Here is a 16,364-nt window from a genome sequence, read left to right as displayed (position 1 = left end):
AGTCTTGCGCGGGCAGAGAGAGGAAGAAAGGCCTGACCATGCACACCACCTTGCCCGATACGCACGAATCGTCCGCGCCAAAGCGCTGGTACGGTCATCTCTACGTGCAGGTGCTTATCGCCATCGCGGCGGGTGTGACGCTCGGCCACTTCTTTCCGGCCACCGGCGAAGCGCTGAAGCCCCTGGGCGATGCCTTCATCAAGCTGGTCAAGATGGTGATCGCCCCGGTCATCTTCCTGACCATCGTCACCGGCATCGCCTCGATGCGCGATCTCCGCTCGGTCGGGCGCGTCGCGGGCAAGGCGTTCGGCTATTTCTTCTTCTTCTCGACCCTGGCGCTGATCGTCGGGCTGGTCGTCGCGAACGTCGTTCGCCCCGGCCACGGCCTGAACATCGATCCCGCCTCGCTCGATGCCTCGAAGGTCGCACTTTACTCCGAGAAGGCACACGAAACGTCGATCACCGGGTTCCTGATGGAAATGATCCCGGACACTTTCCTCTCCTCCATGACCGAGGGTAATATCCTTCAGGTCCTGGTGATCGCCATTCTCTTCGGCATCGCGCTCGCCATGCTGGGCGACCGGGGCGCGCGTCCGCTCTCGCTGCTCGAAGACGTGTCGCTGGTGTTCTTCAAGCTGGTCTCGATCGTCATGAAGGCTGCGCCCGTCGGTGCCTTCGGCGCGATGGCCTTCACCATCGGCAAGTACGGCGTCGGCAGCCTCGCCAACCTCGTGGGGCTGGTGGCGACGTTCTATCTCACCTCGGCGCTCTTCGTGGTCGTGGTGCTGGGCCTTGTCGCGCGGTTTGCCGGCTTCTCGATCTTCTCGCTGATCGCCTACCTCAAGGCCGAACTGCTGCTGGTGCTGGGCACCTCCTCCTCGGAAAGCGCGCTGCCTTCGCTGATGGAGAAGATGGAGCGCGCCGGTTGCCCCAAGAGCATCGTCGGCCTCGTCGTGCCGACCGGCTACAGCTTCAACCTCGACGGCACCAATATCTACATGACGCTGGCGGCGCTGTTCATCGCGCAGGCTTGCAACGTGGAACTGACGCTGGGCCAGCAGGTGCTGCTGCTGGGCGTTGCCATGCTCTCGTCCAAGGGTGCGGCGGGCGTCACCGGCGCGGGCTTCATCACGCTGGCCGCCACGCTCTCGATCGTGCCTTCGGTGCCGGTCGCGGGGATGGCGCTGATCCTCGGCGTGGACCGCTTCATGTCGGAATGCCGCAGCCTGACCAACTTCATCGGCAATGCCGTGGCAACGGTTGTGGTCTCGCGCTGGGAAGGCAAGCTGGACACCGAGCGCTTCAAGGCGGTGCTCGCCAATCGTGAGCCCGCCGCCGCGGTGAGCCCCGTGCTCGTCTGACCTGACTGCACCCGGGGCGAAAGCCCCGCACAGGAATCACGGACATGAAGACGAAGTTATCGCGGCTGCTGGCCGCCACCCTTTGCTGCGCCCCTTTCACGGCTCATGCCGAAGAGGCCCGGACCGCGAATTCGGCCACTTCCCCTGTCTATCCGGTATCCTCCAACGGCGACGGCGCCGTCACCAACGGCTACAGCATCTCGCGCTGGGCCGAGGACTGGCGGGGCATGGCCGACAAGTCGAAGCGGGACGATCCGCTCGACCGGCTGAAGTTCCTGCCGCTCGGTGCAGACGGCGATATCTACCTCACGCTCTCGGGTGAACTGCGGTTGCGGGTGAACCAGACCACCAATCCCAACTTGCGCGAGGCCGAGGCGCAGCGGCAGGATATCAGCCGCGTTGTGGCGGGCGCCGACCTTCATGTCGGCCCGCACTTGCGCTTCTACGGAGAGCTGGCGCATGCCGGGATCGGCGGCCGGAATATCGGAACGCCGGCCACCAGCATGCGCAACGGACTTGTCGCCCAGCAATATTTCGCCGAGGCGAGCGGCCAGATCGCAGGGCTCGACGTGGGCGTGCGCTATGGGCGGCAGGAATTCGTCGATGGGCCCAACCTGCTGACGTCGCAGCGCGACAACAACACGGTCCACTACACCCTGAACGGCGTGCGCGCCTGGGTGAGGGGCAAGACGCTGCGCGCCGACGTCTTCGACCTGCGGCCCACCGCCTATGGCGAGGACGGCATCGGCGACGATCGCAGCGATCCCGAACGCCGCTTCTCCGGGGTGACGCTGGGCTATGCCGTGCCCAAGGCTTTTCTGGGTGATTCGAAGATCTTCGTCGATCCCTTCCTCTGGCGGCGTCAGAACGGCGTCGGCACATGGGGAGGGCGGATCGGCCCGGCAACGCGCTGGTATGGCGGGGTCCACGTCTACGGCGATGCCGGGCCGGTTCAGGTCGACTGGACCGTCAACCATCAGTGGGGCGAGTTCATCGACCAGAAGATCGATGCCTGGCAGGTGTTGCTGGCCCAGTCCTACCGGCTGGGATCGGCCAAGGCAGCGCCCCGCATCGGGTTCAGCGCGGACTATGCGAGCGGCGGCGGCGGCTATGGCGACGGGAAGCTGCGGGACGCCTATTCGCCCTTCGGCAACAACATCTACTTCAGCTATCAGCTCTACCTGACGCCCAGCAACATTCGCGCGATTGCCCCCACTTTCAGCTTCTCGCCGCTGAAGAATGTGAAAGTGAATGCCGAATACCGTTTTGCATGGCGTGACAGTGTCACGGATGCCGTCTATCGGGCGAACGGCCAACCCTTTGCCGGCACCCAGAACGGGCGGGCGCGCAAGATCGCCGAACTGGCCCGCCTTCAGGCGGTCTGGACGATCTCGCCCCGCGTTTCGTTCACCGGGCGCTACGAGCATCTCGAAGCCGGGCCCGCGCTGACCGATGCGGGTTACCGCAGCTCCGATTTTCTCGCGGGCTGGCTGAGTTTACGATTCTAGGAAAGGTCGCAGATGTCCCCCACCCGTCACGCCGCAGCCCGCGCGCTGCTCTCCGATCCTCTCACCAACAAGGGGACCGCATTCACCGCCGAGGAGCGTGACGAGTTCGGCCTGCACGGTCTGCTGCCGCCGCATGTCGGCACGCTCGACAGCCAGATCGAACGTCGCCGCAAGGCACTGGAAGAAAAGGAAAGTGACTTCCAGCGCTACGCCTTCCTGCGCGAGCTTCAGGATTCGAACGAAGTGCTGTTCCACGCGCTGGTCCAGAGCGACCTGCCGCGCATGCTGCCGCTGGTCTACACGCCCACCGTGGGTGAGGGTTGCGAGCGCTTCAGCGAGATCTGGCGCCGTCCGCGCGGCCTCTTCCTGAGCTATCCCAACCGCGACCGCATCTCCGATATTCTCGCCGATCCTGCCTATGACCGGGTGAAGGTGATCGTCGTCAGTGACGGCGAACGCATCCTCGGCCTGGGCGACCAGGGCGCGGGCGGCATGGGCATCCCGATCGGCAAGCTGGCGCTCTACACCGCCTGCGCGGGCATCCATCCTTCCGAAGTCCTGCCGATCCTGCTCGACCTGGGCACCGACAACCACGCCCGCCGCGAAGATCCGCTCTATGTCGGCTGGCGCGCGCCGCGCGTGCGGGGCCAGGACTACGACGATTTCGTGGAGGCCTTCGTGAGCGCCGTGGACGATCGCTTCCCCGGCGTCCTCCTCCAGTGGGAGGATTTCGCGGGCAAGAACGCCTACGATCTGCTGGGCCGCTACCGCGACCGTCTGCTGAGCTTCAACGACGATATCCAGGGCACCGCCGCCACGGCTGTCGGCACCCTGCTGGCGGCGATCCGCAAGACCGGCGTGCCGCTTACCGAGCAGCGCGTGGTCCTGTTCGGCGCGGGCGCGGCAGGCAGCGGCGTGGCCGAGATGCTGGTGCAGGCAATGATCGCCGACGGGCTGGACGAGAAGGAAGCGCGTTCGAAGATCTGGGCGGTCGATCGCGACGGCCTCATCCTTTCCGACATTCCGCGTCTGCCGCCGCAGCAGGTCAAGCTGGCGCGCGATCCGGCCGAGATCGCCAGCTGGAACGCGGGCGGGCAGAACATGATCTCGCTTCAGGAAGTCGTGGCGAACGTCCACCCCACGGTGCTGATCGGCACGTCGGGCCAGAAGGCTTCGTTCAGCGAACGCACCATCCGGACCATGGCCGAGCATGTCGAGCGTCCGGTGGTCTTCCCGCTGTCTAACCCGCTGTCGCGCGCCGAGGCGCATCCGGCGGATATCCTCGAATGGACCGGCGGCAAGGCGATCGTCGGCACCGGCAGCCCGTTCGGCACGCCTGGCGTCACGCAGGTCAACAACGTCTATGTCTTCCCGGGCGTGGGCCTCGGCGCGCTGGCCAGCGGGGCCACGGCAATCAGTGACGGCATGTTCATGGTCGCGGCGCGCCGTCTGGGCGAGCTGAGCCAGGGCGAGAACGGCCTGCTTCCCGCCGTTACCGAGCTGCGGGACGTGGCGCTGGAGATCGCCGTGGTCGTGGCCGCGCAGGCACAGGCCGAGGGTCTCGCCACGGCGGCACCCGAGGAACTGACCCGCGAAAGCATCGCGCAAAGCATGTGGCAGGCTGTCTACAACTGAACCTGACACCATACTGAAAGGCACTGAACATGGCCCTGGCGACCGATACCCTGAAGGCAGGCCTTCTCGGCTACGGCTATGCCGGGGCCACGTTTCATGCACCGCTGATCCGGGCGGTGCCGGGCCTCGATCCGACCCATTTCGCGAGCCGCCAGCCCGATGCGATCCGCGCGCATTTTCCCGATGCGGCGATCCATGACGATCCGGCGGCGGTGCTCGGCGATCCTTCGGTCGATCTCGTTGTTGTCGCCACGCCGAACGCCACGCATTTCCCGCTGGCGCAGGCGGCGCTTCGGGCCGGCAAGAGCGTGGTCGTCGACAAGCCCTTCACGCTGGACCTTGCCGAAGCCCGGGCGCTGATCGCGCTGGCGGAGGAAACCGGCGGGCAGCTCACGGTCTTTCACAATCGCCGCTGGGACAGCGATTTTCGCACTGTACGCAAGGCCGTAGATGCAGGGCTGGTCGGCATGCCGGCGCATCTTGAAATCCACTTCGACCGCTTCCGCCCGCAAGTCCGGGACCGCTGGCGGGAATCCGGCGGTCCGGGAGGCGGCGTGTGGTTCGACCTCGGGCCTCACCTTGCCGATCAGGCCCTGCTGCTGATGGGGTTGCCGCTGCAGGTGACCGCCTCTCTCGCCCTCCAGCGCGAGGGTGCGCGCAGTGACGACTGGGCCCATGTCGTGCTTGGCTTCGAGGGAGACCGGCGCGCCATTCTCCATGCCTCGATGCTGGTGGCGGGCGGGGTTCCGCGCTTCATCGTCCACGGCACTGCGGGCAGCGCGGTGAAGCAGGGGATGGACGTGCAGGAAGGCCAGCTCCTTGCCGGCATGGCGCCCGGAGCGCCCGGCTGGGGCATCGATCCCGATCCGCTGGTGATCTACAATGCCGAAGGACAGGCCAGCCGGGTTCCGGCCGAGCCGGGCGACCAGCGCGAATTCTACCGCCTCGTCGCCGAGGCCATGCGGGGCAGGGCGCCCAACCCGGTCCCGCCGATCCAGTCCCTGGCGGTCATGGCGGTGATCGAGGCGGCGCAGCAATCCGCTGCCGAAGGGCGCACCGTTGATCTGCCGCTGACCGAGGCGGAACGACAGGCCTGGGCCGCCAGCTTCCGGGACTGACGCGCGCCGGGGCTCCAGCCGAATTATCGACAGGCGACCAGACGGACGGACCGGCGTTTGGCGGACCGTTCGCTTCGCGGATGCTGGCGGCAGGGTCGCCGCGTCAGGGGGAGTGTCGATGATCGGGAACGTTCGAAGGCGGGTTGCATTGGGAATGATCGGCAGCGGCTCCATTGTCGGCACGCTGGGGCCGTTTTCGCACTCGGCCGGGGCTGCATCGCCCGCCGCCGTCACGCCGGGGGCCCCGCCACGGGAAAAGGCCGGCCCCGCCGCGATGAAGCAGTCCGCGGCGATGCGGCGCGCCTATGCCGACGGTCCATATGGCCAGATCCATTATCTCGATGCCGGAACCGGGCGGCCGCTGGTCATGCTCCATCAGGCGGTGATGACGGCCAACCAGTTCGATTATGTCTTCGCGCCGCTGATTGCGCGCGGGCTGCGGCCGATCGCCATCGACATGCCGGGGTTCGGTCTTTCGGATCGCACGCCGTTCGAACCGGCAGTGAGCGATTATGCGCCAGTCGTTCCGGCGGTGCTCGATGCCCTGGGCATAAGCCGCGCTGCCGTGGTGGGCCATCATACCGGGGCGCTTGTGACCAACGAGGTGGCGATTCGCTATCCCGAGCGGGTGAGCGCGAACATCCTTTGCGGCCCGCTTTTCATCAGCGACGAACAACGCGCCGCGCTGATCGCCGATATTGGCGGGCGGGAGCGGGCCTTTCGTGCCCTGCCTCACGCCGCGCACATGAACCTCCTTGCCGAAGCGCGGGAGCGCTATGCCAATGGTTCGATCAGCGCGGAGCGGATCAGCGACTATGTCGTCCAGGCCATGCTGGCGGTGCAGCGCGGCGCTTACTGGTACGGCCACAATGCGGGGCTGAACTACCGGCAGGAAGAGGCGCTGATGAAGATCACCCAGCCGACCCTGCTGCTCACCAATACCGGGGACATGCTCTATGCGTCCGCGCTGCAGGCGAGGAAGATGCGGCCGGATTTCGCATTCACCGAACTGGAGGGCGGCGGGATCGACATCGTGGACCAGCAGCCCGGGCCATGGTCCGCGGCGATCGCCGATTTCCTCGCCGCCGCCGCTATCGACTGACCGGCGCGGGCGGGCCTAACCCTCTACCTGCTCGGCCAGTTCCAGCCAGCGCTCTTCAGCCGCTTCCTTTTCCCTGTTCGCCTTTTCGATGGCGGCGGTGAGGGCCGCGAACTTCGCCGGGTCGCGGGTGTAGAGCGCGGGGTCGGCCATGGCGTTCTCGTCGCGGGCGATGGCCGCTTCCAGTTCCTCGATCCGCTTGGGCAGCAGTTCGTAGTCGCGCTGGTCCTTGTAGGAGAGCTTACCTTTCTTCGGCGGCATCGGCGGCGGCGGGGCGGCATTCTCGCCCTTCGCCTTGGCTTTCCCCGCGCTCGTGCGTTCGCGGCGCTTGGCCTCCCAGTCGGCATAGCCGCCCGCGATCACGTCGATATGCCCCGAACCGTCGAGGCCGAGAGTGACGTTGACGGTGCGGTCGAGGAAGTCACGGTCATGGCTGACGATCAGCACGGTGCCGTCGTAATCGGCGATCACTTCCTGGAGAAGGTCCAGCGTTTCGAGGTCGAGGTCGTTGGTCGGTTCGTCGAGCACCAGCAGGTTGGAGGTGCGGGCGAATTCGCGGGCGAACAGCAGGCGCGAGCGTTCGCCGCCCGACAGCGTGCCGACTTTCGCCTCGACCAGACCCGGATCGAACAGGAAGTCCTTGAGGTAGCCCTGGATGTGCTTGCGCACGCCGACCACGTCGATCCAGTCACCCCCTTCGGCCAGCACGTCGCGGATGCGCATTTCGGGGCTCATCCGGCTGCGCTGCTGGTCGATCACGGTGGCATCGAGCGTGGCTGCGCGCGTCACCTTGCCTTCGTCGGGCTGAAGTTCGCCCATCAGGATCTTGAGCAGCGTGGTCTTGCCCGAACCGTTCGCGCCGACCACGCCGATGCGGTCGCCGCGCTGGATGCGCAAGTTGAAGTCCTTGATGACCGTGCGCTGGCTATCGCCTTCGCCGAACCGCTTGGTGACGTGTTCGGCGACGATGACCGACTTGGTCTTGCTGTCGTCCGCCACCACGGCGAGCTTGGCCGCGCCTTGCGGGCCCATCATCGAGGCCCGCTGGGCGCGCATTTCCCAAAGCTTGGCAAGGCGGCCCTGGTTGCGCTTGCGCCGCGCGGTGACGCCGCGCTCCAGCCAGTGGGCCTCGATCTTGAGCTTGGCGTCGAGCTTCTGGGCGGCGCGCGCTTCCTCGGCGTAGACTTCGTCTTCCCAGGCCTCGTAGCCGCCGAAGCCGATCTCGCGGCGGCGCAGGCCGCCCCGGTCCAGCCAGAGCGTGGCGTTGGTCAGGCGGGTCAGGAAAGTACGGTCGTGGCTGATGACCACGAACGCGCCGTTGTAGCGCTGGAGCCAGGATTCCAGCCAGTCGATCGCGGCAAGGTCGAGGTGGTTGGTCGGCTCGTCCAGCAGCAGCAGGTCGGGTTCGGAGGCGAGGGCGCGGCACAGCGCGGCGCGGCGGCGCTCACCGCCCGATGCGCTCTTCGCTTCGCGTGAAAGGTCGATGCCGAGCTGGTCGGCAATGGCTTCCACTTCGTGCTGCTGGGGCGCATCGTCGCCGTGGATGGCGAAATCGAGCAGGGTGTCGAAGCCGGTGAAGAACGGGTCCTGCTCCAGCGTCACCACGCGCGTGCCCGGCTGGACGGAGCGCGTGCCCTTGTCCGCATCCACCGTGCCGGCGATCAGCTTGAGCAGCGTGGTCTTGCCCGCGCCGTTGCGGCCGATCAGGGCCAGCCGGTCGCGCGGGGCGATGTTGATGTCGAGATCCTGGAAGAGCCAGCCGGAGCCCTGGATGAGGCCGAGGTTTTCCCAGCTGAGAATTGGTGCAAGTGCCATGGCTGCGCGCCCTACAGGGCAGAGCGGGGGGCTGGCAAGCTGGCGCGCAGGAAAGCGTGGATGTGGGATTTGGGCAACAGGCGCTTGCTCCTGCCGCCTTCCGGCCACATTCAGGACTTGTTCAAGGCGATGGGGTTAGGCAGCAAGTCGATATGAACAAGTCCCTTTCCCTTCTCTTGGTCCCGGTCACGCTGGCACTCGGCGCGTTCGGCATGGTTGCGCCTTCGCTGACCGCGCATGCCGCCGATCCCGGCGGCGAGCAGGGCGAGGTGCGCCGCGAACGCAAGGCCGGCAACGTCCGCCCCTTGCGCGAAATCGAACGTGAAGTGCTGCCGCGCATGTCCGGAATGCAGTACCTCGGCCCGGAATACGATCCCGCCGCCATGGCTTACCGCCTGAAGTTCATCCAGAACGGCAAGGTCTATTTCGTCGATGTCGATGCTCGCACCGGGCGGGTGATCGGGCAATCGCGATAGAGGTGCAGCGCTGAAATGTGGATGAACCGATCTTGTTCATCTTTACGTTCAGGTTGAAGCGCCTACAGATGAATTTGCAAGCGACGCCGGGGAACCTTGGAGTTTTCCGTCGCTTGACGCTTCCGGGCATCCGCCCCATTTCAAGCTCGCTCATCTTAGGGAGAGACCGAATTGCGCATCCTGATCGTCGAGGATGAACCCACGCTCGGCAACCAGCTCAAGACCACGCTCGAACAGACCGGCTATGCCGTGGATCTGTCCGTCGATGGCGAGGATGGCCATTTCCTGGGGTCGACCGAAGACTATGACGCCGTGATCCTCGATCTCGGCCTGCCCGAGATCGACGGACTGACAGTGCTCGGCATGTGGCGCCGGGAAGGGCGGAACTTCCCCGTCCTCGTGCTGACCGCGCGCGATTCCTGGTCGGACAAGGTGGCGGGCCTCGATGCGGGGGCCGACGATTACCTCGCCAAGCCCTTCCAGACCGAGGAACTGATCGCCCGCCTGCGCGCGCTGATCCGCCGTGCTTCCGGCAATACCTCCAGCGAACTGACGGCCGGCGACGTGCGGCTGGATACGCGCTCGGGCCGCGTCACGCTGGCCGGTGAACCGGTGAAGCTCACCGCGCAGGAATACAAGCTGCTGTCCTACCTCATGCACCACAAGGGCAAGGTGGTCAGCCGTACCGAACTGATCGAACATATCTACGATCAGGATTTCGACCGCGATTCGAACACCATCGAAGTCTTCGTGACCCGCATCCGCAAGAAGCTGGGCGCCGATGTCATCACCACGATCCGCGGCCTCGGCTACAGCCTCGACGATCCTGCGGAACCCGGCCGCGGCTGAATCGTCCGCCACGGCGACCGAGCATATGCAAGACGGGCAGAATCAGACAGGAGAAGCCCAGGCCGGGCCGCACGTGAAGGCGGCCAACACGGGCTCTCTCGCGCGGCGCATGATGCTGATCGCGGCTGGATGGATCTTCATCCTGCTGCTGGTCGGCGGGCTCGCGCTCGACCGCACGCTGACCGGTCTCATCACCCGCAACTTCGACGAACAGCTCGGCTACATGCTCACCGGCATGATCGGCTCGGCGGAAATCGGGCCGGACGGGGAGGTCTTCTTCATCCGCCCGCTCGGGGACCAGCGTTTCCTGGAGCCGGGGTCGGGTCTTTACTGGCAGATTCGCGCCAAGGGGCATGAGGATTTCCCCTCGCGCTCGCTGTGGGACCGCAGCCTCAACGTGCCCGAGGACCATTTCGACGCCCAGCCGCACGTCTATGACAGCACCCAGTTCGCAGGCGAACCGCTGCGCGTGATGGAACGCTCGATCATCCTGCCCGGCAGCGATACGAAGTGGATGTTCACGGTGGCGGCGAGCCGCGTGGACCTTAATGACCAGATCAAGATGGTGCGCGGCATTCTCGTCTACAGCTTCGTGGCACTCGGCTTCGGGTTGCTGCTGATGGCGGGGATGCAGACATGGTACGGCCTGTTCCCGCTGCGCCACGTCCGCCGCGCCATCCAGAAACTGCGCACCACCGGCGCCAGCCGCGTCACCCAGCCGCTGCCACAGGAAGTGGAGCCGCTGGTGGAGGAACTCAACGCGCTGCTCGCCCATACCGAGCGGCAGGCAGAGGAAGCGCGCATGCATGCGGGCAATCTCGCCCATGCGCTCAAGACCCCGCTGACGGTGGTGATGAACGCGGCGACGGCCAAGGCGCCGGACCTGTCGGACACGGTGATTCGCGAGGCCGCGGTGATGCGCCGGCAGGTCGATCATCACCTCGCGCGGGCAAGGGCCGTGGGCCGCCGCGCCGTGGGGCAGTCCCGCGCCGAAGTCTGGCCCAGCCTTGAGGCGGTGCTGCGCGCGGTGGAGCGGCTCTACGACCAGGCCCGCCTCGATCTCGACGGCAATCACGAGGCCGTGGTGGCCCTGGAGAAGCAGGATCTCGAGGAAATTCTGGGCAATCTCATAGAGAACGCCGCGAAATACGGCGGCGGCAGCGTCTTCGTGACCGTCGATCCCGATCGCGCCGCCCCGCTTTGCGAGGTCTGGATCGAGGATGACGGAATGGGCATTCCCGAAGCGGAACGCATCCGCATCTTCGATCGCGGCGCCCGCCTCGACACCGGAAAGCCCGGCACCGGCCTTGGCCTTGCCATCGTGCGCGATGTCGTGGAAATCTATGGCGGCACGGTCGAACTGGACGAGAGCGAGGATCTGGGCGGCTTGCTGGTCAAGCTCAAGCTGCCTCGCGTTCTCGCCTAGTTTTCAAGACCGATCGGCTTCCGGCGGGATTTTTGGGGGAACCGGCGCAGAGGCGGTTGCGGCTCCCGTCATTCGTCCCCATTGGCGCGGTTTACCAGATCAAGGACACCCTCATGACCGATTCCATCAATCTTTCGCTGTCGTCGGACGAGATCGAAATCATCGTCGATGCCCTGGAAGTCGATCTCGAAGGCTATGTGGAAGCCGCCAAGGAAGCGCGCGGCAACAACAACCGGGAAGACGTGACGACCTTCACCGAAGCCGCCACGCGCATCCAGACGCTGATGTCGAAGCTTCAGGATCTGGTCGAGGAATAAGCTTCAGGCAGCCTCGTCCCGGGATCGGCCCGGGGCGGCTGCTTCAGGCGCTGCGGGACGCGGCGCGGCCCTTTCCCGGCCGGAGCCGGGAAAGCGGCAACTTTGCGGCTTCGATTTTACGAAATGCCGGTTCCGGCCTCGAATCAGGCTTCGTTCTTGGCGCGTTCGTGGTGGCGGATCACTTCGTCGATGATGAAGCGGATGAATTTCTCGCCGAAATCGGGGTCGAGATTGGCCTCTTCCGCCAGGTTGCGCAGGCGCGCGATCTGGCGCTCCTCGCGGCCGGGGTCGGAGGCGGGCAGGTCGTTCTGCGCCTTGTAGGCGCCAACGGCCTGCGTGATCCGAAATCGTTCGGCCAGCATGTGGATCAGGGCGGCATCGATATTGTCGATACTCGACCGGAAGCTGGCGAGAACGGGGTCGGCTGCGGGAGTGTCCTGAGTCATCGGCAGGTCCGCTAGCACGGCTTGGCGGCCTCTTCCAGTCGGCCCGTTCCACCATTCCATGGCATTCGCTCTTGCGTTACGGACGCCGAACGCGCAATGCGCGGGTCGATGAGTGCCGATGTCATTCCCCTGCGCGCACGCGGGTCGCAGCCCACCCTCGCTCCCATGCTGGCGCTTACCGCCCCCGGCATGAACAGCGTCAACGCCGTCATTCTTGACCGGATGCAGAGCGAAATTCCGCTCATCCCGGCGCTAGCCGGGCATCTGATCTCGGGTGGTGGCAAGCGAATGCGCCCGATGCTGATGGTCGCCGCCGCGGAACTGTGCGGCTACCAGGGCGCGCGCCATCACAAGCTGGCCGCCGCCGTGGAATTCCTCCACACCGCCACGCTGCTGCATGACGACGTCGTTGACGGTTCCGACATGCGCCGGGGCAAGGCCGCCGCCAATATCGTGTTCGGCAACCCGGCGACGGTGCTGGTGGGTGACTTCCTGTTCACCCGCGCTTTCGAGCTGATGGTCGAGGACGGCAGCCTCAAGGTCCTCAAGATCTTCTCCAAGGCCAGCTCGATCATCGCCGAGGGTGAGGTCGACCAGTTGACCGCCCAGCGCCGGATCGAGACGAGCGAGGAACACTACCTCCAGATCATCGGCTCCAAGACCGCAGCCCTGTTCGCGGCCGCCACGCGCATTCCGGCTATCGTGGCCGAAAAGAGCGAGGCGGAGGAGCAGGCACTCGATTCCTACGGCCGCAATCTCGGGATCGCCTTCCAGCTGGTCGACGATGCGATCGACTACGATTCGGAAAGCACCGAATCCGGCAAGGACAAGGGTGACGATTTCCGCGAAGGCAAGATGACGCTTCCGGTCATCCTGGCCTATGCGCGCGGCAGTGCCGAGGAGCGCAAGTTCTGGGAGGATGCCATCGCCGGCTTCCGCACCGAGGACGAAGACCTGGCTTACGCCGTCGAACTCATCAACCGCCATGCCTGCGTCGAAGCCACGCGCGAGCGGGCACGCCTCTATGCGCAGCGCGCGATCGATGCACTGTCGATCTTCCCTGCCGGCGCGGCTCGCGATGCGATGTGCGAAGCGGTCGAGTTCGCAGTGGCGCGTCGCTACTAGGTCGCTATCGCCAGAGCTATCGGGAAAGCGCCGGGCAGGTTCTGTCCGGCGTTTTCGTTTGCGCCGACAAGGTTTCCGATCCGATAACGATAGTGCAGCATCGATATCCGGCCGCCTTATGGTCATGTACGTCATGAAAATCCCCGGGCTGCGAGGATTTTCGCTCCGCTCTATTTGGTTGATACTACGAAAATCTACCTATAGCCTGATGCATTACGAATTCCTGCTCCAGGGGGTCGTGAATGGTTCGGCTGTGTCGATCATTATCGCGCGTGATGGAGGTGCAGGTCATTGTGATCGGCAGCCTGTTGATCGTGCCTGCGGCCGGAGGGCAGGTAAGGGAATTCGCCTTCGATGTCGGGAGCTTGCCGAAGGGCGCACCGGATCAGGAGCGACTTCCGAACGATCAGGAACCGGGAGAGCCGATTTCTGCGCATCCGCTGCCGGCCGATCCGGGGCGGGTCGATCCGGGCGTTCCGCCCGCCGGTAGTCCGGGGGCGGGCTGGACCCTGATCGTCAGTCCTTACGCATGGGGCGCCTCGCTGGGCGGCGATCTTGGCCTCGCCGGGCTCCAGCATAATCTGCATCTTCCGTTCAGGGATATCTTCAAGCACGTCGATCTGGCGGCCATGGGCACGATCGAGGCGGTGAACGACCGGTGGGGAGGCTATCTCGACGCGCAGCGCGTGAAGACCTCGCAAGCCGAGGCGGTGCGATCGCTGCCGGTCGATCTCGACATTCGCACCAGACGACTGGCGGGCGGCTTCTACTACAAGGCGTGGCAGATACCGCTTCCCGGCAAGAGCGCCTTCGGTGCCGGGCGCGATATCTCGATAGAGCCGACTGCGGGCCTGCGCTGGACCCACTTGCGGGCGAGGGCGGGCATCGCGCCGCTGGCCGTGCAGACAACCGGAAGCGCGGGATGGGTCGATCCTTTCGCGGGACTGCGTGTGAACGCGGACCTGTCCCGTCACTGGAACCTGTTCACGCAGGCCGATCTGGGCGGCTTCGGCGCCGGTTCCGATCTCAGCGTCAATGCGGTTGCCATGCTGGGCTATCGCACCCGGCTCATGGGCCGGCGAACGATCCTGCGCGGCGGCTATCGCTTCCTCTACGAGAAATACGACCAGTCCGACTTCACCAATCGCGGCCGGTTCATTTGGGACATGCAGCAGCGCGGGCCCCTGCTGGGCATGTCCGTGCTGTTCTGATCCGGGCCGTTTCCAGCAAGTGGAGAAGACCATGCGGGTAATGACCAGAATCGGCGGTGCGCTGGCTACGCTGGCGCTGACGGCCGCGCTCGGCGCAGGTGTTCCGGCAGAAGCCTGCACGCGGGCCGTCTATCTGGGGCCCGCAGGGAATATCATCACCGCGCGCTCGATGGACTGGAAGAGCGATATCGTCAGCAATCTCTGGATATTGCCGCGCGGAATCGCGCGCAGCGGCGAAGCGGGGCCGAATTCCATCAAGTGGACCTCGAAGTACGGCAGCGTGATCGTCAGCGGCTATGACGTGTCCAGCACCGACGGGGTGAACGAGAAGGGGCTCAACGCCAACATGCTCTGGCTGGTCGAATCGGAATATCCGCACTTCGACGGCAAAGGAAAGCCGGGGCTGACGATCGCGGCATGGGCGCAATATGCCCTCGACAATTTCGCGACGGTTGCGGAGGCGGTGGCCGCGCTGGAAAAGGAGCCGTTCATCGTCGTGACGGACAATGTGCCGGGAGAGAACCGGCTTACCACCGTTCACCTTTCCCTGTCCGATGCCGGCGGGGACAGCGCCATCTTTGAATATATCGGCGGCAAGCTGGTGATCCACCACGGCCGCGAATACCAGGTGATGACCAACTCGCCGACGTTCGACGAGCAACTGGCGCTCAACAGCTACTGGAAGGGGATCGGCGGCACGACCATGCTGCCGGGCACCAACCGGGCTGCCGACCGCTTCGCGCGGGCTTCCTTCTACATCAACGCGATCCCGAAGGAGCCTGACCCGAACAAGGCACTGGCCGCCGTATTCAGCGTGATCCGCAATGCCTCGGTTCCCTATGGGATCAACACGCCGGATCAGCCGAACATCTCTTCCACCCGCTGGCGCACGGTGTTCGATCACAAGCGCGGGCTCTATTTCTTCGAATCCGCGCTGACGCCGAACACCTTCTGGATCGACGTGCGCAAGATCGATTTTTCCAGGGAGACCGGCAAAGTGAAGATGTTGGATTTGGGACCGAACCAGGATCACACGTTTTCCGGCGAGGCGAACGGCCAATTCGTGGACCATGCGCCGTTTCGGTTCCTGGGGCTGGATGGCTGAGGGAGCGGGCACTGGGCTTTTCCGGCAACACTTTCACCTGCAATGAAATCGCAACAAGGCTGCAATTGCGGTGACGTGGGAAGCGCCCTATTCAAGCCGCGCCATGTCCTCCGAATCCGAGCTGGCGCCCGCAGGCTATCAGCCCGGGTCGCCGCGCCAACGCTTCGTCTCCTCGGTCCTCTCAGCGGGGCTGATTCTGGCTGCGTTGCTGCTGGCGATCTACCAGACCGGGCTGGTCCCCGCGCTGGAGAAGAAGAGCGCGGCGCTCACCACGTTCGATGTCATCGATCACGATCGCGACAAGGGCGGCGACCAGCCGGAAAAGCCCAAGCAGCGTGAGGAAAAGAAGGTCGAGCAGAAGCAGCACGCCGCCGTGGTGCAGGAAACCGTGCCGACGCCGCCGGTCGAAAAGCCGGTCGAGAAAAAGCCCGCCTTCACGTTTCTCAAGCTTTCCACCCAGGATTTCGCCGCTGCCGATATCGGGAAGATGAAGGGGCCTTCGTCGGCCTCCGGCGCGCCGGCGGCGGGCGGGGCCGGCGGGACGTATGGCCCCGGCGAAGGGCCGGGCGGCGCGGTGCTCTACAATGCGGACTGGTTCCGTCCACCCACCGATGCGCAGCTTGGCGGTTATCTTCCGGCAACCCGGCCGGACAGCGGCTGGGGCATGATCGCCTGCCAGACCATGGAGCACTACAAGGTCGACAATTGCCAGATCCTGGGCGAATCGCCGCGCGGTTCGGGCTTTGGGCGGGCGGTGCTCAATGCGGCCTGGCAGTTCCAGGTCCTGCCGCCGCGGATCAATGGCAAGTCGCAGCTCGGCACCTGGGTGCGTATCCGGATCGACTACGGAACGAAGCGCGAAAGCTGAGGCAG

General features: G+C 65.3%; 15 protein-coding genes. 13 read left to right on the top strand and 2 right to left on the bottom strand.

Annotated features, from left to right (window positions below):
* Nucleotides 1-38 precede the first annotated feature (38 nt).
* The 5 genes from U9J33_RS13300 to U9J33_RS13280 all read left to right on the top strand — a co-directional run bounded on the left by U9J33_RS13300 (nt 39) and on the right by U9J33_RS13280 (nt 6,724).
* Nucleotides 39-1,361: a dicarboxylate/amino acid:cation symporter gene (locus U9J33_RS13300; protein WP_132468947.1), complete on the top strand. Its 1,323-nt coding sequence runs from the start codon at nt 39-41 to the stop codon at nt 1,359-1,361.
* Between the two features lie 44 nt (nt 1,362-1,405).
* On the top strand, nt 1,406-2,869 hold the full coding sequence (locus U9J33_RS13295) for an alginate export family protein (protein WP_324695916.1): 1,464 nt from the start codon (nt 1,406-1,408) through the stop codon (nt 2,867-2,869).
* A gap of 12 nt (nt 2,870-2,881) precedes the next feature.
* The gene (locus U9J33_RS13290) at nt 2,882-4,504 is read left to right on the top strand and encodes an NAD-dependent malic enzyme (RefSeq protein WP_132468949.1); all 1,623 of its coding nucleotides are present in this window, start codon (nt 2,882-2,884) and stop codon (nt 4,502-4,504) included.
* Between the two features lie 29 nt (nt 4,505-4,533).
* Nucleotides 4,534-5,622, top strand: coding sequence for an oxidoreductase (locus U9J33_RS13285; RefSeq protein ID WP_054440770.1), 1,089 nt, complete (start codon nt 4,534-4,536; stop codon nt 5,620-5,622).
* 118 nt (nt 5,623-5,740) lie between these two features.
* On the top strand, nt 5,741-6,724 hold the full coding sequence (locus U9J33_RS13280; RefSeq protein ID WP_324695913.1) for an alpha/beta hydrolase: 984 nt from the start codon (nt 5,741-5,743) through the stop codon (nt 6,722-6,724).
* Nucleotides 6,725-6,739: 15 nt separating this feature from the next.
* Here U9J33_RS13280 and U9J33_RS13275 read toward each other — a convergent pair whose 3' ends face one another.
* Nucleotides 6,740-8,536, bottom strand: coding sequence for an ABC-F family ATP-binding cassette domain-containing protein (locus U9J33_RS13275; protein WP_185997074.1), 1,797 nt, complete (start codon nt 8,534-8,536; stop codon nt 6,740-6,742).
* A gap of 212 nt (nt 8,537-8,748) precedes the next feature.
* Between U9J33_RS13275 and U9J33_RS13270 the strand changes: the two genes are divergently transcribed.
* The 4 genes from U9J33_RS13270 (at nt 8,749) to U9J33_RS13255 (ending at nt 11,604) form a co-directional block, all read left to right on the top strand.
* Entirely contained in the window at nt 8,749-9,012 is a 264-nt protein-coding gene (locus tag U9J33_RS13270; RefSeq protein ID WP_185998745.1) for a PepSY domain-containing protein, read from the top strand.
* Between the two features lie 171 nt (nt 9,013-9,183).
* Nucleotides 9,184-9,861: a response regulator transcription factor gene (locus U9J33_RS13265; protein ID WP_132468951.1), complete on the top strand. Its 678-nt coding sequence runs from the start codon at nt 9,184-9,186 to the stop codon at nt 9,859-9,861.
* A gap of 109 nt (nt 9,862-9,970) precedes the next feature.
* The gene (locus tag U9J33_RS13260; protein ID WP_243692624.1) at nt 9,971-11,287 is read left to right on the top strand and encodes a sensor histidine kinase; all 1,317 of its coding nucleotides are present in this window, start codon (nt 9,971-9,973) and stop codon (nt 11,285-11,287) included.
* A 113-nt stretch (nt 11,288-11,400) separates the two neighbouring features.
* A complete protein-coding gene (locus U9J33_RS13255) occupies nt 11,401-11,604 on the top strand; it encodes a hypothetical protein (protein WP_054440894.1) in 204 nt (67 codons plus the stop codon).
* Between the two features lie 143 nt (nt 11,605-11,747).
* Here the strand turns inward: U9J33_RS13255 and U9J33_RS13250 are convergent, their stop codons facing one another.
* Nucleotides 11,748-12,050: a chorismate mutase gene (locus tag U9J33_RS13250; protein WP_185997076.1), complete on the bottom strand. Its 303-nt coding sequence runs from the start codon at nt 12,048-12,050 to the stop codon at nt 11,748-11,750.
* Nucleotides 12,051-12,158: 108 nt separating this feature from the next.
* On the opposite strand from U9J33_RS13250, the gene U9J33_RS13245 reads away from it, so the two are divergent.
* From U9J33_RS13245 to U9J33_RS13230, 4 genes are all read left to right on the top strand, one after another.
* Complete coding sequence (locus tag U9J33_RS13245; RefSeq protein ID WP_054440898.1) at nt 12,159-13,175, top strand: polyprenyl synthetase family protein; 1,017 nt, start codon at nt 12,159-12,161, stop codon at nt 13,173-13,175.
* A 272-nt stretch (nt 13,176-13,447) separates the two neighbouring features.
* Nucleotides 13,448-14,386, top strand: coding sequence for a hypothetical protein (locus U9J33_RS13240; RefSeq protein WP_324695908.1), 939 nt, complete (start codon nt 13,448-13,450; stop codon nt 14,384-14,386).
* 40 nt (nt 14,387-14,426) lie between these two features.
* Nucleotides 14,427-15,491: a linear amide C-N hydrolase gene (locus U9J33_RS13235; protein ID WP_324695905.1), complete on the top strand. Its 1,065-nt coding sequence runs from the start codon at nt 14,427-14,429 to the stop codon at nt 15,489-15,491.
* Between the two features lie 103 nt (nt 15,492-15,594).
* A complete protein-coding gene (locus U9J33_RS13230; protein ID WP_185998746.1) occupies nt 15,595-16,359 on the top strand; it encodes a hypothetical protein in 765 nt (254 codons plus the stop codon).
* Nucleotides 16,360-16,364: the final 5 nt, after the last annotated feature.

The sequence above is a fragment of the Novosphingobium sp. RL4 genome, assembly GCF_035658495.1.
Taxonomy (GTDB): domain Bacteria; phylum Pseudomonadota; class Alphaproteobacteria; order Sphingomonadales; family Sphingomonadaceae; genus Novosphingobium.
Note: the sequence above shows the minus strand (reverse complement) of the source record. Positions and strands in the feature narration are given on the sequence as shown.

What these genes read in the sequence shown, in the direction of transcription:
- U9J33_RS13235 (WP_324695905.1), top strand. Translation starts at nt 14,427, where the DNA reads ATGACCAGAATCGGCGGTGCGCTGGCTACGCTGGCGCTGACGGCCGCG.
- U9J33_RS13260 (WP_243692624.1), top strand. Translation starts at nt 9,971, where the DNA reads ATGATGCTGATCGCGGCTGGATGGATCTTCATCCTGCTGCTGGTCGGC.
- U9J33_RS13280 (WP_324695913.1), top strand. Translation starts at nt 5,741, where the DNA reads ATGATCGGGAACGTTCGAAGGCGGGTTGCATTGGGAATGATCGGCAGC.
- U9J33_RS13250 (WP_185997076.1), bottom strand. Translation starts at nt 12,050, where the DNA reads ATGACTCAGGACACTCCCGCAGCCGACCCCGTTCTCGCCAGCTTCCGG.
- U9J33_RS13285 (WP_054440770.1), top strand. Translation starts at nt 4,534, where the DNA reads ATGGCCCTGGCGACCGATACCCTGAAGGCAGGCCTTCTCGGCTACGGC.
- U9J33_RS13295 (WP_324695916.1), top strand. Translation starts at nt 1,406, where the DNA reads ATGAAGACGAAGTTATCGCGGCTGCTGGCCGCCACCCTTTGCTGCGCC.
- U9J33_RS13275 (WP_185997074.1), bottom strand. Translation starts at nt 8,536, where the DNA reads ATGGCACTTGCACCAATTCTCAGCTGGGAAAACCTCGGCCTCATCCAG.
- U9J33_RS13300 (WP_132468947.1), top strand. Translation starts at nt 39, where the DNA reads ATGCACACCACCTTGCCCGATACGCACGAATCGTCCGCGCCAAAGCGC.
- U9J33_RS13270 (WP_185998745.1), top strand. Translation starts at nt 8,749, where the DNA reads ATGGTTGCGCCTTCGCTGACCGCGCATGCCGCCGATCCCGGCGGCGAG.
- U9J33_RS13255 (WP_054440894.1), top strand. Translation starts at nt 11,401, where the DNA reads ATGACCGATTCCATCAATCTTTCGCTGTCGTCGGACGAGATCGAAATC.
- U9J33_RS13245 (WP_054440898.1), top strand. Translation starts at nt 12,159, where the DNA reads ATGAGTGCCGATGTCATTCCCCTGCGCGCACGCGGGTCGCAGCCCACC.
- U9J33_RS13230 (WP_185998746.1), top strand. Translation starts at nt 15,595, where the DNA reads ATGTCCTCCGAATCCGAGCTGGCGCCCGCAGGCTATCAGCCCGGGTCG.
- U9J33_RS13290 (WP_132468949.1), top strand. Translation starts at nt 2,882, where the DNA reads ATGTCCCCCACCCGTCACGCCGCAGCCCGCGCGCTGCTCTCCGATCCT.